Source organism: Amycolatopsis pittospori, assembly GCF_013870525.1.
Lineage (GTDB): Bacteria > Actinomycetota > Actinomycetes > Mycobacteriales > Pseudonocardiaceae > Amycolatopsis > Amycolatopsis pittospori.
Genome location: NZ_JACBXD010000025.1, coordinates 66,414 through 86,832, shown reverse-complemented (window position 1 = coordinate 86,832; position 20,419 = coordinate 66,414). Strand labels below are relative to the sequence as shown.

At 68.7% G+C, this 20,419-nt stretch carries 18 protein-coding genes and 1 tRNA gene; 7 read left to right on the top strand and 12 right to left on the bottom strand.

Annotated features, from left to right (window positions below):
• Positions 1–7 precede the first annotated feature (7 nt).
• Positions 8–1,555, top strand: a complete 1,548-nt coding sequence (locus H5J31_RS16650) for a M28 family metallopeptidase (RefSeq protein WP_181773481.1) — start codon at positions 8–10, stop codon at positions 1,553–1,555.
• 82 nt (positions 1,556–1,637) lie between these two features.
• Here H5J31_RS16650 and ypfJ read toward each other — a convergent pair whose 3' ends face one another.
• Positions 1,638–2,558: a KPN_02809 family neutral zinc metallopeptidase gene (gene ypfJ, locus H5J31_RS16645; RefSeq protein ID WP_181773480.1), complete on the bottom strand. Its 921-nt coding sequence runs from the start codon at positions 2,556–2,558 to the stop codon at positions 1,638–1,640.
• Positions 2,559–3,100: 542 nt separating this feature from the next.
• Here ypfJ and H5J31_RS16640 point away from each other — a divergent pair.
• On the top strand, positions 3,101–3,613 hold the full coding sequence (locus tag H5J31_RS16640; protein WP_181773479.1) for a MarR family winged helix-turn-helix transcriptional regulator: 513 nt from the start codon (positions 3,101–3,103) through the stop codon (positions 3,611–3,613).
• Positions 3,614–3,678: 65 nt separating this feature from the next.
• Here H5J31_RS16640 and H5J31_RS16635 read toward each other — a convergent pair.
• From H5J31_RS16635 to H5J31_RS16625, 3 genes are all read right to left on the bottom strand, one after another.
• Positions 3,679–3,767 (bottom strand) — tRNA-Ser (locus H5J31_RS16635).
• 44 nt (positions 3,768–3,811) lie between these two features.
• Positions 3,812–4,165, bottom strand: a complete 354-nt coding sequence (locus tag H5J31_RS16630) for a DUF4190 domain-containing protein (RefSeq protein ID WP_181773478.1) — start codon at positions 4,163–4,165, stop codon at positions 3,812–3,814.
• A gap of 28 nt (positions 4,166–4,193) precedes the next feature.
• Positions 4,194–4,481, bottom strand: a complete 288-nt coding sequence (locus tag H5J31_RS16625) for a DUF2277 domain-containing protein (protein ID WP_181773477.1) — start codon at positions 4,479–4,481, stop codon at positions 4,194–4,196.
• A gap of 113 nt (positions 4,482–4,594) precedes the next feature.
• Here H5J31_RS16625 and H5J31_RS16620 point away from each other — a divergent pair, with 113 nt between their 5' ends.
• Positions 4,595–5,539 (top strand): Ldh family oxidoreductase, encoded by a 945-nt coding sequence (locus H5J31_RS16620; RefSeq protein WP_181773476.1) that lies wholly within the window; start codon positions 4,595–4,597, stop codon positions 5,537–5,539.
• Here the strand turns inward: H5J31_RS16620 and H5J31_RS16615 are convergent.
• On the bottom strand, positions 5,536–5,754 hold the full coding sequence (locus H5J31_RS16615; protein ID WP_181773475.1) for an RNA-binding S4 domain-containing protein: 219 nt from the start codon (positions 5,752–5,754) through the stop codon (positions 5,536–5,538). The two genes, H5J31_RS16620 and H5J31_RS16615, sit on opposite strands and share 4 nt — an antisense overlap.
• Before the next feature lie 7 nt (positions 5,755–5,761).
• Positions 5,762–6,517, bottom strand: a complete 756-nt coding sequence (locus H5J31_RS16610) for a trypsin-like serine peptidase (protein ID WP_181773506.1) — start codon at positions 6,515–6,517, stop codon at positions 5,762–5,764.
• 166 nt (positions 6,518–6,683) lie between these two features.
• On the opposite strand from H5J31_RS16610, the gene H5J31_RS16605 reads away from it, so the two are divergent.
• The 4 genes from H5J31_RS16605 (at position 6,684) to H5J31_RS16590 (ending at position 11,093) form a co-directional block, all read left to right on the top strand.
• Positions 6,684–7,514 (top strand): SDR family NAD(P)-dependent oxidoreductase, encoded by an 831-nt coding sequence (locus H5J31_RS16605; RefSeq protein ID WP_181773474.1) that lies wholly within the window; start codon positions 6,684–6,686, stop codon positions 7,512–7,514.
• A 131-nt stretch (positions 7,515–7,645) separates the two neighbouring features.
• The gene (locus H5J31_RS16600; RefSeq protein ID WP_236005133.1) at positions 7,646–8,302 is read left to right on the top strand and encodes a hypothetical protein; all 657 of its coding nucleotides are present in this window, start codon (positions 7,646–7,648) and stop codon (positions 8,300–8,302) included.
• 98 nt (positions 8,303–8,400) lie between these two features.
• Entirely contained in the window at positions 8,401–9,663 is a 1,263-nt protein-coding gene (locus H5J31_RS16595; RefSeq protein WP_181773472.1) for an MFS transporter, read from the top strand.
• A 287-nt stretch (positions 9,664–9,950) separates the two neighbouring features.
• Positions 9,951–11,093, top strand: a complete 1,143-nt coding sequence (locus H5J31_RS16590) for a GGDEF domain-containing protein (protein ID WP_236005132.1) — start codon at positions 9,951–9,953, stop codon at positions 11,091–11,093.
• An 82-nt stretch (positions 11,094–11,175) separates the two neighbouring features.
• On the opposite strand, the gene H5J31_RS16585 is transcribed toward H5J31_RS16590, so the two are convergent.
• Genes H5J31_RS16585 through H5J31_RS16560 form a run of 6 tightly spaced genes read right to left on the bottom strand, consistent with a single transcriptional unit; the run spans position 11,176 to position 20,376 of the window.
• Positions 11,176–16,089: an RHS repeat-associated core domain-containing protein gene (locus H5J31_RS16585; RefSeq protein WP_181773471.1), complete on the bottom strand. Its 4,914-nt coding sequence runs from the start codon at positions 16,087–16,089 to the stop codon at positions 11,176–11,178.
• A gap of 32 nt (positions 16,090–16,121) precedes the next feature.
• The gene (locus H5J31_RS16580; protein WP_181773470.1) at positions 16,122–16,655 is read right to left on the bottom strand and encodes a YbaB/EbfC family nucleoid-associated protein; all 534 of its coding nucleotides are present in this window, start codon (positions 16,653–16,655) and stop codon (positions 16,122–16,124) included.
• Positions 16,652–16,981 carry a type VII secretion target gene (locus tag H5J31_RS16575; RefSeq protein ID WP_181773469.1) on the bottom strand — a complete coding sequence of 110 codons (330 nt, stop codon included), beginning with the start codon at positions 16,979–16,981 and terminating at the stop codon, positions 16,652–16,654. The genes H5J31_RS16580 and H5J31_RS16575 overlap by 4 nt, the downstream gene beginning before the upstream one ends.
• Positions 16,978–19,011: a hypothetical protein gene (locus tag H5J31_RS16570; protein WP_181773468.1), complete on the bottom strand. Its 2,034-nt coding sequence runs from the start codon at positions 19,009–19,011 to the stop codon at positions 16,978–16,980. Before H5J31_RS16570 ends, H5J31_RS16575 begins: the two co-directional genes overlap by 4 nt.
• Entirely contained in the window at positions 19,008–19,490 is a 483-nt protein-coding gene (locus tag H5J31_RS16565) for a hypothetical protein (protein WP_236005131.1), read from the bottom strand. The genes H5J31_RS16570 and H5J31_RS16565 overlap by 4 nt, the downstream gene beginning before the upstream one ends.
• A 31-nt stretch (positions 19,491–19,521) precedes the next feature.
• On the bottom strand, positions 19,522–20,376 hold the full coding sequence (locus H5J31_RS16560) for an ESX secretion-associated protein EspG (RefSeq protein ID WP_181773467.1): 855 nt from the start codon (positions 20,374–20,376) through the stop codon (positions 19,522–19,524).
• Positions 20,377–20,419 lie beyond the last annotated feature (43 nt).

Below are 20,419 nucleotides of genomic sequence, written 5' to 3'. Positions count from 1 at the left end.
GACGCTCATGTCATATTCGCGAAGAAGCATCGTTCCCTCGATCGTGGTGGCGGCCACCGCCGCGCTCACGGTCGGAATGGCTCCCGCTGCGACAGCCGCGCCGAAGATCGACGGCCCCGCGCTGGCCAAGCAGCTCGTCAACAAGGTCGACGTCGGCAACGTCAACCGGCACCTCATCGCGCTGCAGCGGATCTCGGACGCGAACGGTGGCCGCCGCGCCGCGAGCACCGAGGGGCACAAGAAGTCCGCGGAGTACGTCGCCACGAAGCTGGAGCAGGCGGGCTTCACCGTCACTCGCCAGGAGTTCCCGTTCACCTACGCGGAGACCCTCGCCGAGAGGCTGACGGTCGCGGGCGCCGACGTCCCGATCATCATCATGTCCTACAGCCCGTCGACGCCTGCCGGTGGAATCACCGCCCCGCTCGCGGTGGTCCCGGTCGACGACACCAGCGGCTGCGAAGCGGCCGACTACGCCGGCGGGGTCACCGGCAAGATCGCGCTGATCCAGCGCGGTGGCTGCTCCTTCGCGCAGAAGCAGGCGACCGCGGCCGAGGCCGGCGCCGTCGGCGCGATCGTCTACAACAACGTCCCGGGCCCGGTCAACGGCACCCTGGGCGACCCGGCCGCGGGCAAGATCCCGACCGGTGGCATCACCCAGGCCGACGGCCAGGCGCTGGCGACCAAGGCGGGCGCCTCGGTCACCCTCGACCTGCGTGCCTTCCAGGAGGCGCGGACCAGCTACAACGTCCTCGCCGAGACCAAGAACGGTCGCAAGGACAACGTCGTGATGCTGGGTGCGCACCTCGACAGCGTCACCGAGGGCCCCGGCATCAACGACAACGGCACCGGTTCGGCCGCGCTGCTGGAGACCGCCCTGCAGCTGGGTGGCAAGGCCAAGGTCAACAACGCCGTCCGCTTCGGCTGGTGGAGCGCGGAGGAGTTCGGGCTCGTCGGCTCGACCCACTACGTCAACTCGCTGAGCTTCGAGCAGCAGCTCGACGTCGCGCTGTACCTGAACTACGACATGATCGGTTCGCCGAACGCGGCGTACTTCGCCTACGACGGTGACGACTCCGACGCCACCGGTGCGGGCCCCGGCCCCTACGGTTCCGCGCAGCTCGAGAAGACCCTCGTGGACTACCTCGAGAAGGGCAAGGGCGTCCCGGTCGAGGGCACGGACTTCACCGGTCGTTCGGACTACGGCCAGTTCATCGCCGTCGGCATCCCGGCGGGTGGCCTGTTCACCGGCGCCGAAGGCGTGAAGACCGCCGCGCAGGCGGCGAAGTGGGGCGGTAGCGCCAACGTTCCTTACGACAAGTGCTACCACCAGGCGTGCGACAACCTCGGCAACGTCGACCGCGTCGCGCTCGACCGCAACTCCGACGCCGTCGCCTGGGCGCTGGGCGTGTACGCGACCAGCACCGAGAACATCAACGGTGTCCCGGGTGGCAAGGCCGCGAAGGCGAAGGCCGTTCGCGCGGCCGAGCGGTCCAAGCAGAAGAGCATGAAGGCTTCCATCCACGCTGACGACGCGCACGGTCACGTCGCCGCGTAGTACCTCTGAAGTGCCATGAAAGGCCCGTTACTTGCAAAATTTGCAAGTAACGGGCCTTTCATGGCACGTGGTGAGGGCGGGGTCAGCCCAGGCTGTTCGTCGCGAAGGTGTCGCACCGCGCGGGCTGGCCGGTCTGGAAGCCGGTGGTGAACCACTTCTTCCGCTGCGCCGAAGTGCCGTGGCTGAACTTCGACTCGTCGACGCGGCCGCCGCCCAGCTTGGACTGGATGTAGTCGTCGCCGATCCGTGAGGCCGTGTCCAGCGCGGAGTTGAGATCCTCCTGGCTGATCTCGCTGATCAGCGGCCGCCCGGTTTCGGTCGGCGTGGTCGTGGCGTGGTTCGCCCAGACGCCGGCGTAGCAGTCGGCCTGCAGTTCGAGCCGCACCGATCCCGACGTCGGCCCGCTCCCGGTGCCCTTTTTGGACACTCCGGTGAGGTTTTGGACGTGGTGCCCGTATTCGTGGGCCAGTACGTACGCCTCCGCGAACGGCCCGCCCTGCGCGCCGAACTTGGTGCGGAGTTCGTTGAAGAAGCCGAGGTCGATGTAGACCTCGGAGTCGCCGGGGCAATAGAACGGCCCGACGTCGGAGGTCGCGTTGCCGCAGGCCGTGTTCACGCCGCCGTTGAAGAAGTTCGTGACGGCCTTGCGGTAGGTCGACCCGGACCGCTGGAATTCCTGGCCCCAGTAGTCCTGGATCGAGTTGATGATGGCGACGATCGCGCAATCGTGGTTGCGGTTCGCGTCCGCGCCGGTCTTGCACTCCTGTGCCAGCGACGTGTTGTCCGTCTGCTGCCCGGAACCCACCGCGCCCAGGCCGCCGAGTCCGCCCGAGGACGGGTTCAGGCTCACGCCGCCGAACTGGGAGAGGAGGAAGTAGATGACGAGACCGACCACGCCGAGCCCGCCGCCGCCGAGGGCCACCCGGCCGCCGATACCGCCACCGCCACCGCGCAGGTCCTCGACCTCGGAGGTGTCCAGGCCCGCGCCTTCGTCGAATCGCACGGGGGCAGCGTAGCCGGAGAGGCCCGGAAATGCCTGGGTGCGGCCACTTGGCGTGGCCGCACCCAGAACTACCGAGGTTGTCTTGATTTCTGATCGTCGGTCGGCCGCGATCACCGGGCCGGCGTCCGGCGCTGCCGGGGCGGTCGAAGAGGCCGCAAACCCGAAACAGGCTCGAGTGACGCCGAATGCGCGAGAATGTGTTGTCGAGCGCATCGAAGATGCCCGCGCTCAGCGCTGTTCACAGTCGCGACCGACCCGGTTCCTTCCGTTCCGATCGCGGGGACACAGCAGGCGGTCAACCGCGAGAAACACCCGCCATACCACCACCTGACCCTTCCCGGCTGGGAGCAGGTCCGGCGATCCTCCGACGGTTCGCCCGATACTTGCCCGACCATCCGCTGACAAGCAGAATGCGCCTTTTCTCGCCGAGTCTCAACCTTTTCGTAACCCTCCTTCGGGCGAATGTTCCTTCGATTTTTTCACCGCCCGAAAAGTGACCGGTGGGTATGCGCCTTACGCGATCAACGATCTACGCTGCGTGGATGGCGGTGGAGCAGAGGGAAGTGCGCTGGCTGTCCGAGCCGGAAATGGTCGCGTGGCGCTCGTACATCGTCGCCACCATGCGCCTGCGACAGCGTCTGCACCGCGAACTCGCGGAGCGCCACGACGTCACGCTCGCCGACTACGAAGTGCTGGTCTGCCTCTCGCTCCAGTCTGACGACCGGATGCGGATGACGGAGCTGGCGAGCATGCTCGGCTCGACCAAGAGCCGGCTTTCGCACCAGATGGTCCGGCTGGAGGCCGAGGGCCTCATCCGCCGCACGCGCGACCCGGCGGACAAACGCGGTGTCGTCGCGGAGATGACCGAACGCGGGGCGGATCTGCTGAAGGGCGCGGCGCCGACACACGTCGAAGGTGTCCGCGAGCATCTGATCGACCTGCTGAGCCCGGAGGAACAGCAGGTGCTGGGGCAGGCCTTCGGGCGGGTGCTGGACCACCTGTCGGAGATCGACGGCCTCCCGCGGCTGCCGCCGGTCGCCTCGGACGGGAGCTGAGCCGCACGGCCGGACACGAAACCCCCGGCGGTGATCCGGCCGGGGGCTGAACGCGGTCTCAAGACTGGCGGTAGCGGTGGGATTCGAACCCACGGAGGACAGAGCCCTCGCATGTTTTCAAGACATGTTCCTTCGGCCGCTCGGACACGCTACCGCTGTCGAGGGTATCCGACGCCCTTTGCCTGAGACGCTTCGGATCTAGTCGAAGTCCCAGTCGGTGGCGATGCCGATGATGACGACCAGCAGCGTGAGACCGACGACGATCGCGACGCCGATGTAGCCGATGATGATCGCCGCGAGCGCCATCCCCTGACCACCGGCTTCGCCGCGTTTGGCCTTGGAGTGCGCGATATGCCCCATGATGACGCCGATCAGCGACGGCAGGCCGCTGCAGATCACCAGGCTGGCGATCGACACGATCAGCGCCGCGATCGCCAGCCCCTGCTCCTGGGGTGGCAGTTGCCCCATCGGCGGACCGTACCCATAGCCGGGCTGCTGATACGGCTGACCGTAAGGCTGCTGCTGACCGTAGGGGTCCTGCGGGTATGTCACCGGCTCACCGTAACCGCCGGAGCTTGGTTCAGGACGCTTGGCTCTTCGCTGCCTTCGCTGCGATACGCGCCTGGACCTCCGGGCGGCGCAGCGGCGGCACCGTGGGCGGCGGCTGACGGCGCGGGGGCAGTTCGGAGAGCAGTCGCCGGGTGATCTCGGTGATCTCCTCGACGGCGGCCTCGAACGGCTCGCGCGTGGCGTCCGAGAGGCTCTGCACCCCGGTCACCTTGCGCACGTACTGGCGGGCGGCGGCCTCGATCTCGTCCGGCGTCGCCGCCGGCTCCAGGCCTCGAAGCGTGGTGATGTTCCGGCACATGACCCGATCGTACGTCCGGACACCGACGCTTCCGAGCGCTTCGATCACACAGTCGGTTAGAAGCTGCCCCGCTTCGTTGACGCCGAAAAACGCGCTTAGGCACTCTCGGCGGAGTGCCCCTCAGACCTCGCTCCCTCCGCCGTGCCCCCGCCGAGCCGATCACCGAACCGGCCGAACCTTCCCCGATACCGGAACAGGTCTGGCAGCGTGTCCCGATCGACGCGCTGATCGACCTCGTCACCGAGGTCTTCACGGCGCACGACCTCCCTTGGTCGCGCGCCCGCATGGCCGCCGAGGCGTTGTGCCACGGCGACCTCACCGGAACCCCCGAGTCCGGGGTCGCCGAACTGACCCGCCTGCATCTGCCGATGCTGGTCAACGGCATGGTCCGGCCACGTGCCGAGCCGCTGATGATCGCCGACCGCGGCGCCGCCGCGCTGATCGACTACCGCCGCGCGCCCGGCCTGTGGGCCGTCGGCGACGCGATGGACAGGGCGGTCTCCCGTGCCGGCCGGTACGGCGTCGGGCTCATGTCGGTCCGCGGCGTCGGACCGTTCGGCCGCGCCGGGCACCACGCCGCGAGGGCGTTGCCGCACACCATGATCGGGCTGGTCATGGCGGCGGGCGGGGAACGCGGGACGGCCGCGAACCCGCTCGGCATGGCCGCCCCCGCCGGCGCGTACCCCGAATTCGTCCTCGACCTGGACACACTGGCGGACGTCGACAGTGCCGCCGTCGCCGGCTTCGCGCTGCTGGTCGAGATCTTCGCCGGGGTGCTGTCCGGCGTCGGCGACCACGACCACGACACCGGGCTCATGGTGATGGCCATCGCGCCGACGACGTTGCGCAGTGCCGACGGCTTCTACAAGGCCGCGAGCGCGTTGTTCGGCAGCCTGCTCGGCTGGGAGGGCGGGACCCCGGTCCGCTACCCCGGCTGGCGCGAGGCGCAGTACCTCGAACAGTGCCAGGCCCTGGGGGTCCCCCTGAACGAACCGGTGCACCGGGAGCTCGCGGAACTCGCGAAGGCGTTGCGGCTGGCGCCGCTGCAGGGCCGCTAGGCCAGGACGACGCGGCCGCCCTCGCCGCCGACTTCCACGACGTCGCCGTTCGTCAGCTGACGACCGCGCCGGACCTCCACCTCGCCATTGACCGTGACCTCTTCGGCGTCGAGGAGGTCTTTGGCGTGCGAACCGTCTTCGGCCAGGTTGGCCAGTTTCAGGAACTGGCCAAGGCGGATCGGCTCGCCGGTGATCGGGACGTCTTGGATGCTCATGGGGAGATCATCCCCGGGAGTCCATCTTCCGGTACAAGGTGGCGACGTCGGTGTCGAAGTAGCTGCTGTAGGACGTGTCCGGGTCGTCCCCGCCGTAGAGGTATCCGCCGATCACGCCGACGACGGTGCCGAGTTCGGTCGCCGGGTCGGCGTCGATCACCCACGGGCCGCCGCTGGTGCCGGTCGAGAAGCCGGGACAGTCGACCCGCATCTGGTAGGTGTCGGCCTGGGCGCTGGTGCCGTGGCAGACGACCGGGGCTTCCCGTTCGTCGGGATAGCCGGTCAGGGTGATCGGGTGCGCGAAGCCGCCGCCGGTCGTCAGCGCGTTGGCGCCGGTGACGCTTTCGAGCGTCTTCGTGTTGCCCGCCTGATGCGCGGTCGCGAATCCGACATCCAGATCCGGATCGGACGAATCGGCCCAGCCTTCGGGAACCTGTGGATCCGAAACGTCCCAATAGCCGTAGGGCGCGACGCCGTCGTGATAGCCGGGAGCGAACGAAATCCCTGTCGCGTATTCGCCGCCTTCGCCGTCGTGAAGGCAATGCGCGGCGGTGAGCAGGAGGTCGCCAGGGCCACTGTGGACGACGCTGGCCGTGCAGAAATGCGTGCCCTCGACGAACAACGCGCCGATCGCCGGGTTGTACCGGGGTGAGACGGGCGTCGCTTCGAGGGGCCCGCCGGTGTCGGTGGTTTCGGCCGGATCCGACGCGGCGGAGCATCCGGCCAGCAAGACGCACAACACGAGCAGCAGGGCGCGGCGCATCGCCATCCTTTCGCTCGTCCACGGCTGTCCTGGCTACAGATCACCATAAGTGGTGCGAGAGCACAGCCCGAATCGATCAACGCACAGAAAGCTCACAGCGGAGTGGTCCGGATACCCGTAGTATGTGTTACTTCGGGTAACGGTCTGGCTGGTGTTGGGAGCGGGCATGAAGTCGTTCACGGACAAGGTCGCGGTGGTCACGGGCGCGGGCTCGGGAATCGGCCGGGCTCTGGCGGTCGAATTGGCGGGACGCGGGGCGAAGCTCGCGGTTTCCGACGTCGACGCCGTCCGTGTCGCCGAAACGGTCGCTCTGTGTGAAAAAGCGGGCGCGACGGCGAAAGCATACGAACTGGACGTAGCCGACCGGGCCGCCGTTCTCGCTCATGCCGAAGAGGTCGCCACTGATTTCGGCGGTGCCGACCTCGTGGTGAACAACGCCGGCGTCGCACTGGGCGTGATGGTCGAGGAAATGACCTGGGACGACTACGACTGGCTGATGGGCATCAACCTCGGCGGCGTGGTCAACGGCACGAAGGCGTTCCTGCCACAGGTGATCGGTTCCGGTGACGGGCACATCGTCAATGTATCGAGTGTTTTCGGCTTCATCGGCGTGCCTACGCAGAGTGCTTACAACGCGGCGAAATTCGCTGTGCGTGGTTTCACCGAGGCCCTGCGCCAGGAAATGCTGATCGCGCGGCATCCGGTCAAGGTCAGCTGCGTACATCCCGGCGGCATCAAGACGAATATCGCCCGTGACGCGCGTGGCGGGGCCGAGCAGGACATGGGCAAGGCGGCGCACGGATTCGACAAGATCGCGAGGACGACGCCGGAGAAGGCCGCGCAGACCATCGTGCGTGGTATCGAACGGGGGACACCGCGCATCCTGATCGGTGCCGACGCCTACGTCATCGACGCGATTCCCCGCGTGCTCGGCTCCTTTTACCAGCGTCCCCTCGCACTTCTGGGGCGGTTGGGCATGCGGGCGGTCAAGAAATGAGTGACCTCTGAACGGAGTAACCCTCCGTGGTCCGGACGGCTTGGGATAACTCGATCGGGGTGCGTTACTTACGGCGGCGTCGGAAATGCACCACAATGCTCACGTTCGTGATTCCCCTTCCGGAGGTCCCCATGCCGCGCGCCGCCCAGCGCCGTACGTCGACCGAGGCCGCGTTCAGCGTGCCCGTCGAGACTGCCGAGTTGCTGGACCGCACCGGAATCATCGCGGCGAGTCTGCCGAAACGGCGGCGCAGTCCGGAAAACGAGCACGAACCCGAGCCGATGCCGATCCGGGAGCCGGTCTGCGAACCGGTCGTCGACAAGGACCTTCGGCCCAAGGCCGTCGTCATCCACCGCCGCGCCAGGTCCTGGCTCGTCGGCGGTGCCGGGGTGGCGCTGCTCGCGATCGGCTGGTTCGCCGGCACGTACTCGGTCCCGGCGTCGGTCGACGCCCTGCCCGAGCAACCGCTGCCCGCGGTGTCCACCCAGCAGCCGGTGGCGCCTCAGACGCCCGCCGTCCAGCCGGTGCCGCAGGCCGCCCCGGTGACCGTCTATGTCCCGGTCACCGTGAAGCCGAAGGCGCCCGCGACGACCAAGAAGAAACCCGCCAAGGAACAGGTCGTCGCGATGCCCGCCGAGACCAAGGCGCCGGAGCAGCCGCGGTCCGACAGCGACGCTCAGGAAGAGATGGCGGAAGACTTCCGGAGTCTGATGGATCCCGCCGTCGCGAGTTCGATGGCGGCGCGGATCGCCCAGGGGATGATGGGGTACGGCTCCACCGGCCGCTGAGTCTGTCCCTCCACAATGGACACCGCTTGCCGTCGTGGGCCGGATGGCCGCTGACAGAGCGGAACTGATCCATTACCGTGAGCCAAGGGGAGGGGCTCATGGAAAAGGGGGATTCCGCTCGGGGCACCGCGTTCAAGGCCGCTTTCGCGGTCGGCGAGTTCCGTGCGTTATGGGCGGCCGAGGCGCTTTCGCAGGCCGGTGACCAGCTGGCCAGGGTTGCGCTTTCGGTGCTGGTCTGGGAAAGAACGGCGTCGGCGGGACTGACCGGGCTGACCTACGGCCTGACGTATCTGCCGACGCTGATCGGCGGCACACTGTTCGCCGGGCTGGCCGATCGGTATTCGCGGCGGACGGTGATGATCGTCTGCGATCTGCTGCGCGCGGCGATCGCGGCACTGATGGCCGTTCCGGGTATGCCGCTGCTCGTTTTGGCCGCATTGCTGGTGATCCTGACGATGGCGGGCGGTCCGTTCCGGGCGGCGCAACTCGCGTTGCTGCCGGACGTCCTCGAAGGCGAGCGGTATGTCGCCGGGCTCGCGGTCCGCACGATCACCATCCAAACGGCACAGCTGGCCGGTTTCGGCGGTGGCGGCCTGGTGATCGGGCTCGTGACGCCCTACTGGGGACTCGTGATCGACGCGGTGACCTTTGTGGTCTCGGCGTTACTGGTGTCCACAGGGGTCCGTCGACGCGCTCCCGCGGTCACGGAATCCTCCGTGAAAAGCCGGGTGGCACGGGCTTTCAGTGGCGAAGGTGCCCGGGAACTGTGGCGGGGCAAAGGGATCCGGGTGTTGTTCGGTTTGAAGATGCTCGCCGGGTTCGCCATCGCGCCGGAAGGGCTCGCGGCGCCGCTCGCCGGCGAACTCGGGGCGGGGAGTTTCGCGGTCGGGCTCATTCTCGCGGCGGATCCAGTGGGTTCGGTAATAGGATCGTGGATCTTCACGAAATGGGTTCCGGCGCGGCGGAAAACGCGTATCGTCGGCATTCTCGCAATTGCATCCGTCGTACCCTTGGTCTTTGTCTTCTTTCGCCCTTCGCTTCCGGTCTGCCTCGTGCTGATCGGGCTCAGCGGGGCCTGCGCGGCGCCGTACCACCTGCAGGCCGTCGCCTTGATGGCCCGCGTCGTCCCGGACGGGGTCCGGGCGCAGGTGATGGGCCTGACCTCGACGAGTTTGGTGACGGTGCAAGGAATCGGGATCATGCTGGCGGGTGGATTGGCCCAGTTGACTGGTCCGTTCGTGGCCGTCGGAGTGGCCGCGGTGGTCGCCCTCGCCTCGGCGGGCCCGATGGCGATGGCATGGAAACGCGCCGTCGCCACCGGGCCCGATGTGTGGCTCCCGGCCGGGAGCCGAACCGGCTGAATTGGTGGGATCAGTCCTCGCGACCGTTCATGATGGTCCTCCCTCCCACTGCTCCATCTGTGTGTTCCGGAATTGACTCGGGCCACCCTCAGTACTACCTCGGATACATTGAAATATGTACGGAAGGGGGACCGGTGACGATGATTATGGGGGATGTGGAACTCGCCGGAGAAGGGGCCGGTACGCGTCTGAGAGCCTGGATCGGACGCTGGGAATTATGGTCCGGACCACGTGGCGTACCTGCGGTTTTTCTTATCGTGGAAGGACTCGCGGCGGCGGTCGCCGTAATGGCCTTGCTCCGATCGAACTACGAGACTACGGAATTCGTCCGATTTGGATCACTGCTCGGCCTCGCTTTCCTGCAGGCCGAGCTTTCGCGTTCGGTGGAACGACTGCGGCGCAGTATTTGTGACCGCCCCCACATCAACATGACTTCGGTGTGGACGTTCGCGGGGGTGCTCGTTCTGCCGCCGGGGCTCGCCGTCACCCTCGGCTTGCTCGTCTACCTGCACCTTTGGCTCCGGGTATGGCGCGGGATGAGTCACCGTCCCGCGTACCGCGTCGTCTACTGCGCCGCCGCGATCGTGCTCTCCTGCCTGGCCTCGGGGGCCATCGTCACCGGCTGGAACGGCCTTCCGGTCGGCTTCACCGGGTCGCTTCGGATCGTCGAGGCGGCCGCCGTCTTCACCGCGGCCAACGCGGTCATCGTGGCGCTCTCGGTCTATCTGCACACCGGCGGCCGGTCGTTGCGGTCCCTGTTCGGTACCAGCGACGACAATCTCCTGGAGGTCACGACCCTGGTGCTCGGGACCTCGACCGCGCTGGGTGTCGTGCACGCGCCCGCGCTCGTCCCGTTCGTCCTGCTGCCCGTGCTGGTGCTGCACCGCAGTGTGCTGGTGCGGCAGCTGGAGATCGCGGCGAACATCGACGGCAAGACCGGCGTGCTCAACGCGCACGCGTGGCATCTGCTGGGCGAGCGGGAACTGACGTCGGCGGCCCGGGAGAAGAGCACGCTCGGCGTGCTGATGCTCGACCTCGACCACTTCAAGCAGGTCAACGACGTCTACGGCCATCTCGCGGGCGACGCCGTGCTCAAGGTCGTCGCGACGACGATCTCCCAGCATGTCCGCGACTACGACTCCGTCGGCCGCTTCGGCGGCGAAGAGTTCGTCGTGCTGCTGCCCGGGGCGACCGAGAAAGAGGTGATCCCGGTGGCCGAACGGGTCCGGCGGGCGGTGATGGCGATCGAGGTCGAGGTCCCGGCGGCCGCCGGACCGCGGATCGTGCGAGGCCTTTCGGTCTCCATCGGCGTCGCCGTCTACCCGAAGGGCGGGATGGTCCTGGAGCGGCTGTTGCACGTCGCCGACTCCGCGCTCTACCAGGCGAAGAACAACGGCCGGAACCGCGTCGTCTCCCTAGCCGCCGCCTGACCCGCCGCGTTTAGTCCTCTGAACGCGGTAGTTGCGTGTGCATCTACCGCATCCAGAGGACTAAACGCGGGGGAGGAGGGCGTCAGTCGACGTCCATCGCGTCGGGGTCCTTCGTCTTGCCGTAGTCCAGGTCGCCCCAGCCGCCTTCGCCGGTCTGGTACTTGTCCCGGTCGGCCTGGCTGGGTTCCGGGTACTTGTCGTGCATGTCCTTGAGTTCGTCGTCGTACGACTTCTGCGTCGGCCAGTCGCCGGTCCGTGCGGCGTCGCGGGCGGCGTGGAGTTCCTTGGCGTCGTGGCTGGACAGCGGCGGCGTGGACGAGTTCTTGTCGGGGCCGGTCGCGTAGTCCAGGCCCTTCCCGTTGTCCTTCGCCTTGTCGACCATGTTGTGGTACGAGTCGTCGGCGATGTCGCCGCCCACGGAACCCTTGGAGTCCTTGAACTCCTTCTGGTGCCCGTAGTCGAGCTGGTTCAGCTGGATCGCCGTGTTCGGGTCGCCCGCCTCCATCGCGTTGCGCTGGGAGTCCCGGTACGACTGCGCGGTGAACCCGGAATCGGCCGTACGACTGCTCGTGCCGGTGCCGATATGCGCCCGGTGGGAGGCCAGATCCTCCTGGTAGGCCCAGGCGTGGTTCTCCAGGTTCTTCTGCTGGTTGCCGGTACCGCGTCCGTCGCCACTGCCGCGTCCGAGCACCTCGTAGCCGATCGGGTGCTCCGACTGGTGTGTGTCGCCGCTGACCTTGTCCTTGCCATCGGCCTTGAGGTCGTTGTCGTACTTCTTCGTGAGCCGATCCTGCTCGCGTTTCTTCGCGCCGTGCGTACCGTCGGCGTAGGACTGCTTGGGCTGCTTGGGTTTCTTCGGCCCGGGCGTCGGCTTGGGCTTGGTGATCCCGTTGTTGCTCGGGGACTTCTTCTTGCGGCCGCCGCCTCCGCCCTTCTTGCCACAGGGCGCCACCGGCGCGAGTCCGAGCGGGTCGACGAACTCGGTCGGGTTGCCGACGTAGGCCAGCGAGTCCGACGCCGGTTCGAGGCCGAGCGGGTCGTGCGAGAGGTACCGTCCGGTGTCCGGGTCGTAGTAGCGGTGGAAGTTGTAGTGCAGCCCGGTCTCCAGGTCGTGATACTGCCCCGGGAACCGCAGTGGCGTGTACGCCTGCCCCGGTGGGGAAAGCACCTTGCCCCACAACGTCGTGTGCAGATGCCAGGCCACGTTCCCGGCGTCGTCGAGCAGTTCACTCGGAGAGCCCACGAGATCCGTGACGATGGCGTGGAAGCGAGCGTCCTGGCCGGGGATCCGTTCGGTCTGCGTGATCGGCCGGTCCGCGCCCGGCTCCCAGTCCCAGACGACGGCGACGCCGCCGCGGTTCTCCTCGGCGAGTTCCGTGCCGTCCCAGGTGAAGTCGGTCTGGTCGACGACGCGGCCTTGCGTGTCGATGTGCTGCTTGGAGATCCGCCGCCCGAGCGCGTCGTAGCGGTACACCCAGCGCTCGCCGTCGGGGGTGACGACGCCGGTGAGCCGGTCGTCGGCGTTCCACTGGTAGGACCAGTCCTGGCCGAGTTTCCGCCGCGCGACCGTCCTGCCCTCGCTGTCGTGCAGGTAGGACGTCGAACCGGCGCCCGTCACCAGGGTGCCCTGGTAGCGCCGCGGTCCGACGGCGGGATCCGCGCCCGGCCAGCCGGCCCGCACGATCGCGCCCGCGAGGTTGTAACCGTAGTTCTCGCGCCAGCCCTGTCCTTGGACGTCGACGACGCGGCCCGCGCTGTCGACGTGCATCGCGCGCGGTCCGGACAGCAGGTCCACGATCGACGAGACGAGCCCGTCCCGCAGGTAGCCGTACTCGCGGCGCTGCACCACGCCCCGGCCGCCCGAAACGATCTGCGACGTCATCCGGTCCGCGGCGTCCCAGGCCTGCCGCACCTCCACCGGCGTGCCTTCGAGGCGCCGCAGCACTTCGCGGCCGGCCGGGTCGTACTCGAAGCGGAGTGTCCGTCCCGCTGTCCGGAGCGCGATCGGATGGTCGACGGCGTCGTAGGTGAAGAACGACTCCGCGCCCGACGGCGTCCGGCGCGCGACGCGGCGGCCGTTGGCGTCGTACTCCGACCGCACGACGCGGCCGTTCAGGGACTCCGCGACGATCCGGCCCGCGGCGTCGTAAGTGAAGGTGACCTCGGAATGCGCGTTGCGCGCGGAGGTCATCCGGTCGGCCGCGTCGTAGGTGAACACGGCGACGTCGTCACCGGAACGGCGGGTGACGATCCGGCCGAGCGCGTCGCGTTCGTAGGCGACCGTCTGGCCGAGGCTGTTGCTGCGCAACACCATCTGTCCGGCGGCGTCGTAGCCGTAGCGGACGGTGCGGCCGTTGAAGTCGGTCTCGCCGATCAGGTTCCCGGCGGGATCGTAGTCGTAGCGCCAGGAGAGTCCCTGCTCGTTGGTGACCGAGACGAGCCGCAGTTCGGTGTCGTACACAGAGGACAGTCGATCGCCGTCGGGGCCGATCTCGGCGGTCGGCAGGTCGAAGTTCGAGTACTCGGTGCGCACCGTATGCCCGCGGGCGTCCACGGATTCGTCCGAATTCCCTTCCGCCGTGCGGTTCCAGCGCCAGACCGCGCCGTCGGGCTCGATCCGTTCGCGGAGTTCGCCGAAGCCGTCCCACGCCGTCCGCGTCACGCCGCCGAGCGGGTCGGTGACCGACGTCGTCCGGCCGAGTTCGTCGTAGGTGTACCGCGTGGTCGCGCCCAGCGGGTCGGTGATGGAGACCGGGAGCCCGGCGGTGTCGGACTCGATCAGCGTGACCCCGCCGAGCGGGTCGGTCACGACGGCGACGTTGCCCGCCTCGTCGTAACCGTAGGTGGTGCTCGCCCCGGTCGGATCCGTGGTGCGGACGAGCTTTCCGCGTTCGTCGTACTCGTGTCGCCAGAGCGCGCCGTCCGGGCCGACGCGGGCGATCGGCCGGTTCCGCGCGTCGTATTCGGCGATCGCGCGGCTGCCGTCCGGCTGGGTGACGGCGAGGACGTTGCCCGCCTCGTCGAGTTCCCAGCGCGTCGTGCGGCCCAGCGGGTCGGTGCGGCTGAGCAGGCTCCCGAACCGGTCGAGTTCGTAGCGCGTGGTGGCGCCCAGGGGGTTCGTGACGGCGATGACGCGTTGCAGCTCATCGAGCTGGTAGCGGGTGAGGTGCCCGAGTGAGTCCGTCACCGTGGTGACCAGGTTCTCCCGGTCGTAGTCGATGGCGACGTCGAGGAAACCGTCTGTGCCCTGAGCGCGCACGACGCGGCCGGCGGCGTCGAAGCCGTACCGGTACCAGCGCCCGTTGACGTCCTCCCACCGCACGATGCGGCCTTCGGCGTCGTAGGTGAACCGCAGCGGTGTCCCGGTGGGGTCGGCGACCTCCACCAGACGGCGTCGCTCGTCGTAGCGGTAGGTCCGGAGCGCGTTTTCCGCGCCGGGCAGGCGAAGCGCGGTGATCAGGCCGTTGTCCGACTCGATGAGGAGCCGGTAGCCCGAGGAGTGCTCGAGTTCGCGCGGGACGCCGTTGTCGTCGTAGTGCAGGACGATCCGGTTGCCGTCGCCATCGGCGATCTCCTGCAGGGGAAGCGTGTCCCCGTTGCCGGAGAAGAAAAGTACGGTGTCCGAAGTGGACACCACGTAACCGTCGTCCACACGGGACAGCGGGAGCCTGGGGCCCAGCGCCGGGAGAACGGGCGCGTCGGACATCGGGACCGGATAGGTCAGCAGCGACCCGTCGGCGAGAGCGAGATGGAGACCGTCGGCTTCGACCTCGATCCGCTGGTCCACGGTGGACGCCCACGAGTCACCGAAGAACCGGCCGAGCCGGTACGACGAAAGATGCGTGCGGGAAACGGAAAGCGGTAGCACACCGGCGAATTCGACGTCGTCCTGCGTCAGCATCATCCAGCCGGTGGCGACGTCGATCGGGTCGCCGCAGTCGGGCCGTTTGGTGATCGGGGTGCTGCTGCCCGCCGGATCGGTGTTCTTGTCCTTGATCCGGTTGTCCGGGGCGGGCGGACCGCCCCGATCCCGCGTCGGCGGAGGCGGTGAACCGGACGGCGTGGTCGAACCGTCCGGGGTGTCGTTCTTCGGCGGGGGAGGCGGATCCGACTTCGGGGGCGGCGGCGGATCGGATTTCGGCGGCGGGGAACCGGACGGCGACGTGCCACCGCCGTCGGGGCTGCTCTTGGGCGTCGTGCCTTCGTCCAGCTTGTTCGGCTTCGGCGCCGGCGCACCCTTGCCCGGCTGCAGCTTCTTCATCGCCTTCGCCGCGTCGGCGAACAGGTCGTCCGCGCGCTTCAGCAGCGGCATCAGCGCCTGGAGTGCCTTGACCGTCTTCTTCGTCAGGTTCGCGATCTTGCTCGCGGTCTTCGCCACCGCGTTGACCACCTGCGGGACCACCCAGGTCAGCCCGATGCCCAGGGTGAACAGCACCTGCAACGCCCAGCTGATCATATGCCCGATCAGCTCGGCGATGATGTCGCGCACCAGCGCACGGACGGCGGCGACGACCTCACCCGCCGTCTTGACCCCGCTGGAAGCGCCCTCGCAGCCCGCTTTCGCCGCGTCCAGGAGCGTGACCGTGTCCTTGGCCCGCTCCCGGTAGGCGTCGGCCGCGACGCCGGTCCAGCTCTGCAGGTCGGCGGAGACCATACCGGCCAGATCCGCGCCCACCTCGCCGAGTTCGCCCGCGACGTTCTTCCAGGTCTCGGAATTCGCGGTGATCTCGTCGGCGTTGCCGGTGAGCGCGTCGAGCGCCTCTTTCAGCGGGCCGACGTGTTCCATCAGCCAGCCGACGCCGTTCGCGAGGATCGCGCCGAAGGGGTCCATGGCCATCGACAGCGCGTCGAGCGCGGTTCCGACCGCGCCCAGCGCCACCGAGGCCCAGTCGCCGCTTTCGATGGCCGACTTCAGATCGAACGCCGATTCCAGCAGTGAGGAGCCGGTGTACGCCTTTGTCGAGTCCTTGACCTCGGCGACCAGGGGGTTACCCACAATGACCTTCTTCGTGGCTCAGGACGACGGGCTCACCAGGGTGAGTTCTCCTCGTCGTCGGGGGCTTCGTGGCGCTTGTCGCGCGGTGCCTGCGGCGGGGGCGGCGGAGCTTCGCCGGACGGCGCGGGAGGAGGTGGAGGTGGCGGGGGAGCCGGGGACTCTTCGTCCTCGATCTCGGGGAAGCGGCTGCGCAGGGTGCCGATCATCAGCGCCCGCGTCTCCTGATCCTCGTCGCCGAGCGATTCCTGCATCACCTCGGCGACCTGGGTCGCGATCCCGGACTGCGCCTGATGCATGGTCGCGAGGATCTGCCGGGACAGTTCCTCCAGCGGATACGTCCTGGCCTTGTTGCCGAAGTCGATGGCGGTCACACCACCGTCCGCGCCGACGGTGACCTTCACTGCGCCGTCGGAGGAGGACGCCGTCAGCCGCAGCTGCTCGGTCCGCTCCTGCGCGGCGGCGTAGCGCTGGGCCTTCTCTTCCAGGCCCGTCGCCCACTGGTCCAGTCGTCGTTCGGCCTCTTCGGGGTCCCGCATGAGATCCCCGAGCCCGTTCGCGCCGGTCACTGCTTTCCTCCGATATCGAGTGCCTTGAAGTCCTTGTTGAACGGCTCGGCGTTGGCCGTGTCGCCCTCCACATAGGACTTGGCGGCGGTACGGACGTTGTCCGCCGTCGCCTGCACGCCCTCCCCGGCAGCCTTGATCGCCTCGGCCGCGCGTTCGCCGGTCGGGTTGATGATCGGCGGGAGGAACGCGCACAGCAGACCGTACGCGTCGTCCGACATCGCCTCCCCGGCCGCCGCGTGCGCGGTGTTCAGCCGGTCCACGAGCCCGTCGAGGTGACTGGCGTGCGCCGTCAGGTCGTCCGGGTCGACGTCGAATGAAGCCGTCACTTCCAGTCCTTGTTCTGCCAGTCGCCGATCACCGGCGGCGCGACGACCTGGTCGGCCGCGAAGAACGACGGATCGTCGGATTCGAGGTAGTCGGCGACCTTGTGTTCCTTGTCCTCGTCGCCTTGGCCCTTGGCGCCGTGTCCCATGCCACCCATCGGGCCCATGGCGCCCGCCGTGCCGGCGCGGCCGGAGCCCGCTCCGCCGCGGCCCGCGGCACCTTCGGCGTCCATACCGCCCGCGCCGACGCCGCCGCCCATGCCTAGCGCACCGGTGGACCTGCCCGCGCCGCCGAGGCCGCCGGCACCCGCGCCGGAACCGCCGACGCCACCGCCACCGACGCCACCACCGCCGAGGCTCCCGCCGCCGACGCCACCGCTACCGCCAGGGAAGTTGGGCAGTTTGGGCGAGCCACCGAGCGGGCCGCCCTTGGTCGTTCCGCCTTCGGGGATCGAGGGGAGCGACGGAGGACCGCCGAGCCTGCCGGTGATGTCGCCGTTGATCCCGCCGGTGCGGCCGATCGTCGGGATCCTGGGTCCGGTGATCGGACCAGGTCCGCCGCCGGTCGGCCCGTTCGGCAGCGGGATGTTCGGCGGGGTGAAGTTGGTACCGCCGGTACGGGGGCCGCCTTCGGGGAAGTTCGGCAAGGTCGGCGGCTGGAACGACGGCGACGACTTGGGCGGGGTGTAGCCCGTGGTGTGCGTGCCGTCGTCGATCTTGGGCATGTTCGGCAGCGTGGGCGACGACGACGCCGCCGGGCGGTAACCCTCACCGCCGGGAACGTTCGGGCCGCCGATGGTGGGCATGGTGACGTTGCCGGGCGAGCCACCAGGGCCGCCGCCGAAACCGCCGGGACCGCCACCGGGACCACCGCTGCCCGGGCCGCCGCTACCGGGACCACCGCTGCCGGGGATCCCACCCGAGGGACCGTTGGGCGCGTTGAAGGGCGACACGTTGCTGGAGCCGCCGGGGCCACCCGCTCCGCCCTGAGGTGTCCCGTCGACCGAAGCGGCCACAGTGCCATCGGGGGTGTTGAAAGGAGTGAGAGGCGTGCCGTCGGCGCCTTCGGGGGACATGCGGTCGCGAAGCAGGTGAGCTGGCGAGCCCGCGCCACCACCGGCCGCGGTGCCCCTCAACTGCGGGGTCGCCTGCGCGGAAGGGAGCTTCGGCGGGGCGGGGAACGCCGGGGTGGCGATCGCCGAGCCGACCGTGGTGTCGAACTGGGTCATCACCTGGGCGGCCCGGTCGCGACCGTCCTGCTGCTTCTTGAAGGTCTCGAGGTCCTTGCCGAGCTGCGACATGTACTGGTGCGGGTCGGTGATCGTCTGCAGGTTGGCGTTGGCCTCCTGCACGTTGAACGCCACCGGCGGATTCGCCGCCATCTGCTTCTGCGTCTCGTTCAGCGTCTGCGAGTGGATCTGCTGCTGACGTCCGCTCAGCGTCGCGCCGTTCGCGGTCGAGCCGAGCCACTTGCCGACACCCGCGAGGTGCTCACGGGCCGCGTCGCCGCCTTCGCCCTGCCAGTTGGCCGTGCTGGCGTTGATCGCCTTCGCGAGGTCGCGCTGGTGGTTCGCCAGGTCGTTGCCGATCCGGACCCATTCCTCGGACGACTCGGCGACCACGGCCGGGTCCGCGTCCTGCGAGATCGCGTCCACCATCTGCTCGTGGGTGGCGTTGCCCCAGACCGTGGACGGCGGGGAGCCCGGACTGCGCATCTCGAGGTCCTTGTCGAGACCATGGCGCGCGTTCTCCAGCTGCTTCTCGTACATCCGCTGGGTGAACGTGTCCTTGAACCCGTTGAGCGCGGTGTCGCCCCAGCCGAGCAGGTTGAACAGGAGATCGGTGCCGGCCGAGGCGCCCGCCCGGATCTCGTCGCCGGACGCGGCCTCGTCCGCCAGCGGCCCGACGTAGTACGAGGACGACGAATCGGCCGTGACGTCGTAGAACGGGCTGTGCGGGTCGTAGTCCGGCGAGGTGGGGTCGGAGGCCTTCGTGGTCTTCTCCGCCGTGGTCTTGTCCGCGGATTCGGTCACGGCGCCTCTCCTTGGCTCTCGGGGTTGATCCGCGTCAGAGTGCGCTGGTTCTCGTCGTCGCGTTCACGGTAGTTGCGTTTGGCGAGTTCGATCGCCTCGACGTAGGTCGGGAACTCGGCGCGGGCGGCCTGAAGCTGGGTGAGCAGGCCCTGGGCGTCGTTCGCCGTGCCGTACATATGCCCGGACACCCATCGCGCGGTGGCCGTGCCGCTCATCGGCGGCTGCTTCTGCAGCTTGGTCAGCTCGCTCCAGCGCTCTTCGAGGCTGTCGATCACGCCTTGGAGTGACCGGATCATTTCGCGACCCGTGCTGTCGTCGACGGCGAAGCCGCCCTTCAAGGCCATCTGCTTCAGCTGCGCGCCCGCGAGCCCGACCCTGGTCGCGGCCGTGAAAGGTACGGCTTCCTCGGTCAGCGCGGGCTCGAACGGTACTGCTTTGTCGGTCAGCGCGGGCTCGAGCGGTTGTGCTTCCTCGGTCAACGGAGGATCCTCTCGCCGGGTTCAGGAGGTGTCAGTAGATGTCCGCGATGGCGTCCCGGATCGCGTTCGCCACGCCCGACCGACTCGCCGGGTCGTAGTGACCGATCACGGCACCGGAGGCCTCGTCGGTCTCGGTCCAGACCAGGTACCGGCCGTCTTCGGTGTCCAGCCAGCTCAACGGCGTCGACCGCAGTCGTTCGCCGCGGCGGCCGATCCCGCTCACGATGATGTGCCCGCCGCCGAGCCGGGTGCCGGACAGCACCTTCTCCAGCACCGCGACGTCGCCCTCCTCGCCGCTGGGGCGCACCGGGGCCTCCGGCCGGGCGCGGACGACGGCGGTGAGTTCGAGGTTGCCGAACGCGTCGGTCTCCTCTTCGTCGAGCTCCGCCTCGGCCTGGCGGCGCGCCGTCATCGCGGAGACGGCACGCTCTTCCTTCTGCACGATCTTGCGGCGGCCGGTCGACGCGGGGCGCATCCGCGGCAGGACGCCGGAGAGGACTTCGACCAGTTCCTCGTCCGCGAAGAGCGCGAACTGCAGGAGGTCGTCCCCGGGGGCTTGGGTGATGCCGAGCGCCTGGCGGCCGTCGGTGACGGTGAGGACGGCGATGTCCTGGCCCAGGCCGTCGATGCCGTTGACGGAAACGGTGATCCGGTGGTTCGCGAGCAGCGCGAACGCGGTGCGGATGGCCGGGTTCAGCTCGCCGTTGATCGACAGGCGGCGCTGTTCGAGGTCGGTGTAGACCCGCTGGATGACGGCGGTGTACCGCTCCGGGTCGATCGAAGTGTTGCGGACGCGCAACGGGAACAGGCGGACGTCGACGCCGAGCGCCTGTCCCACCACACTCGCCTCGACCGTCCCCAGCGCGAAATCGGCTCGTTCAGCCATGCTTCAGCGCTACTCCCTCTCGGGCGTCCGCCCCCGTACCGAT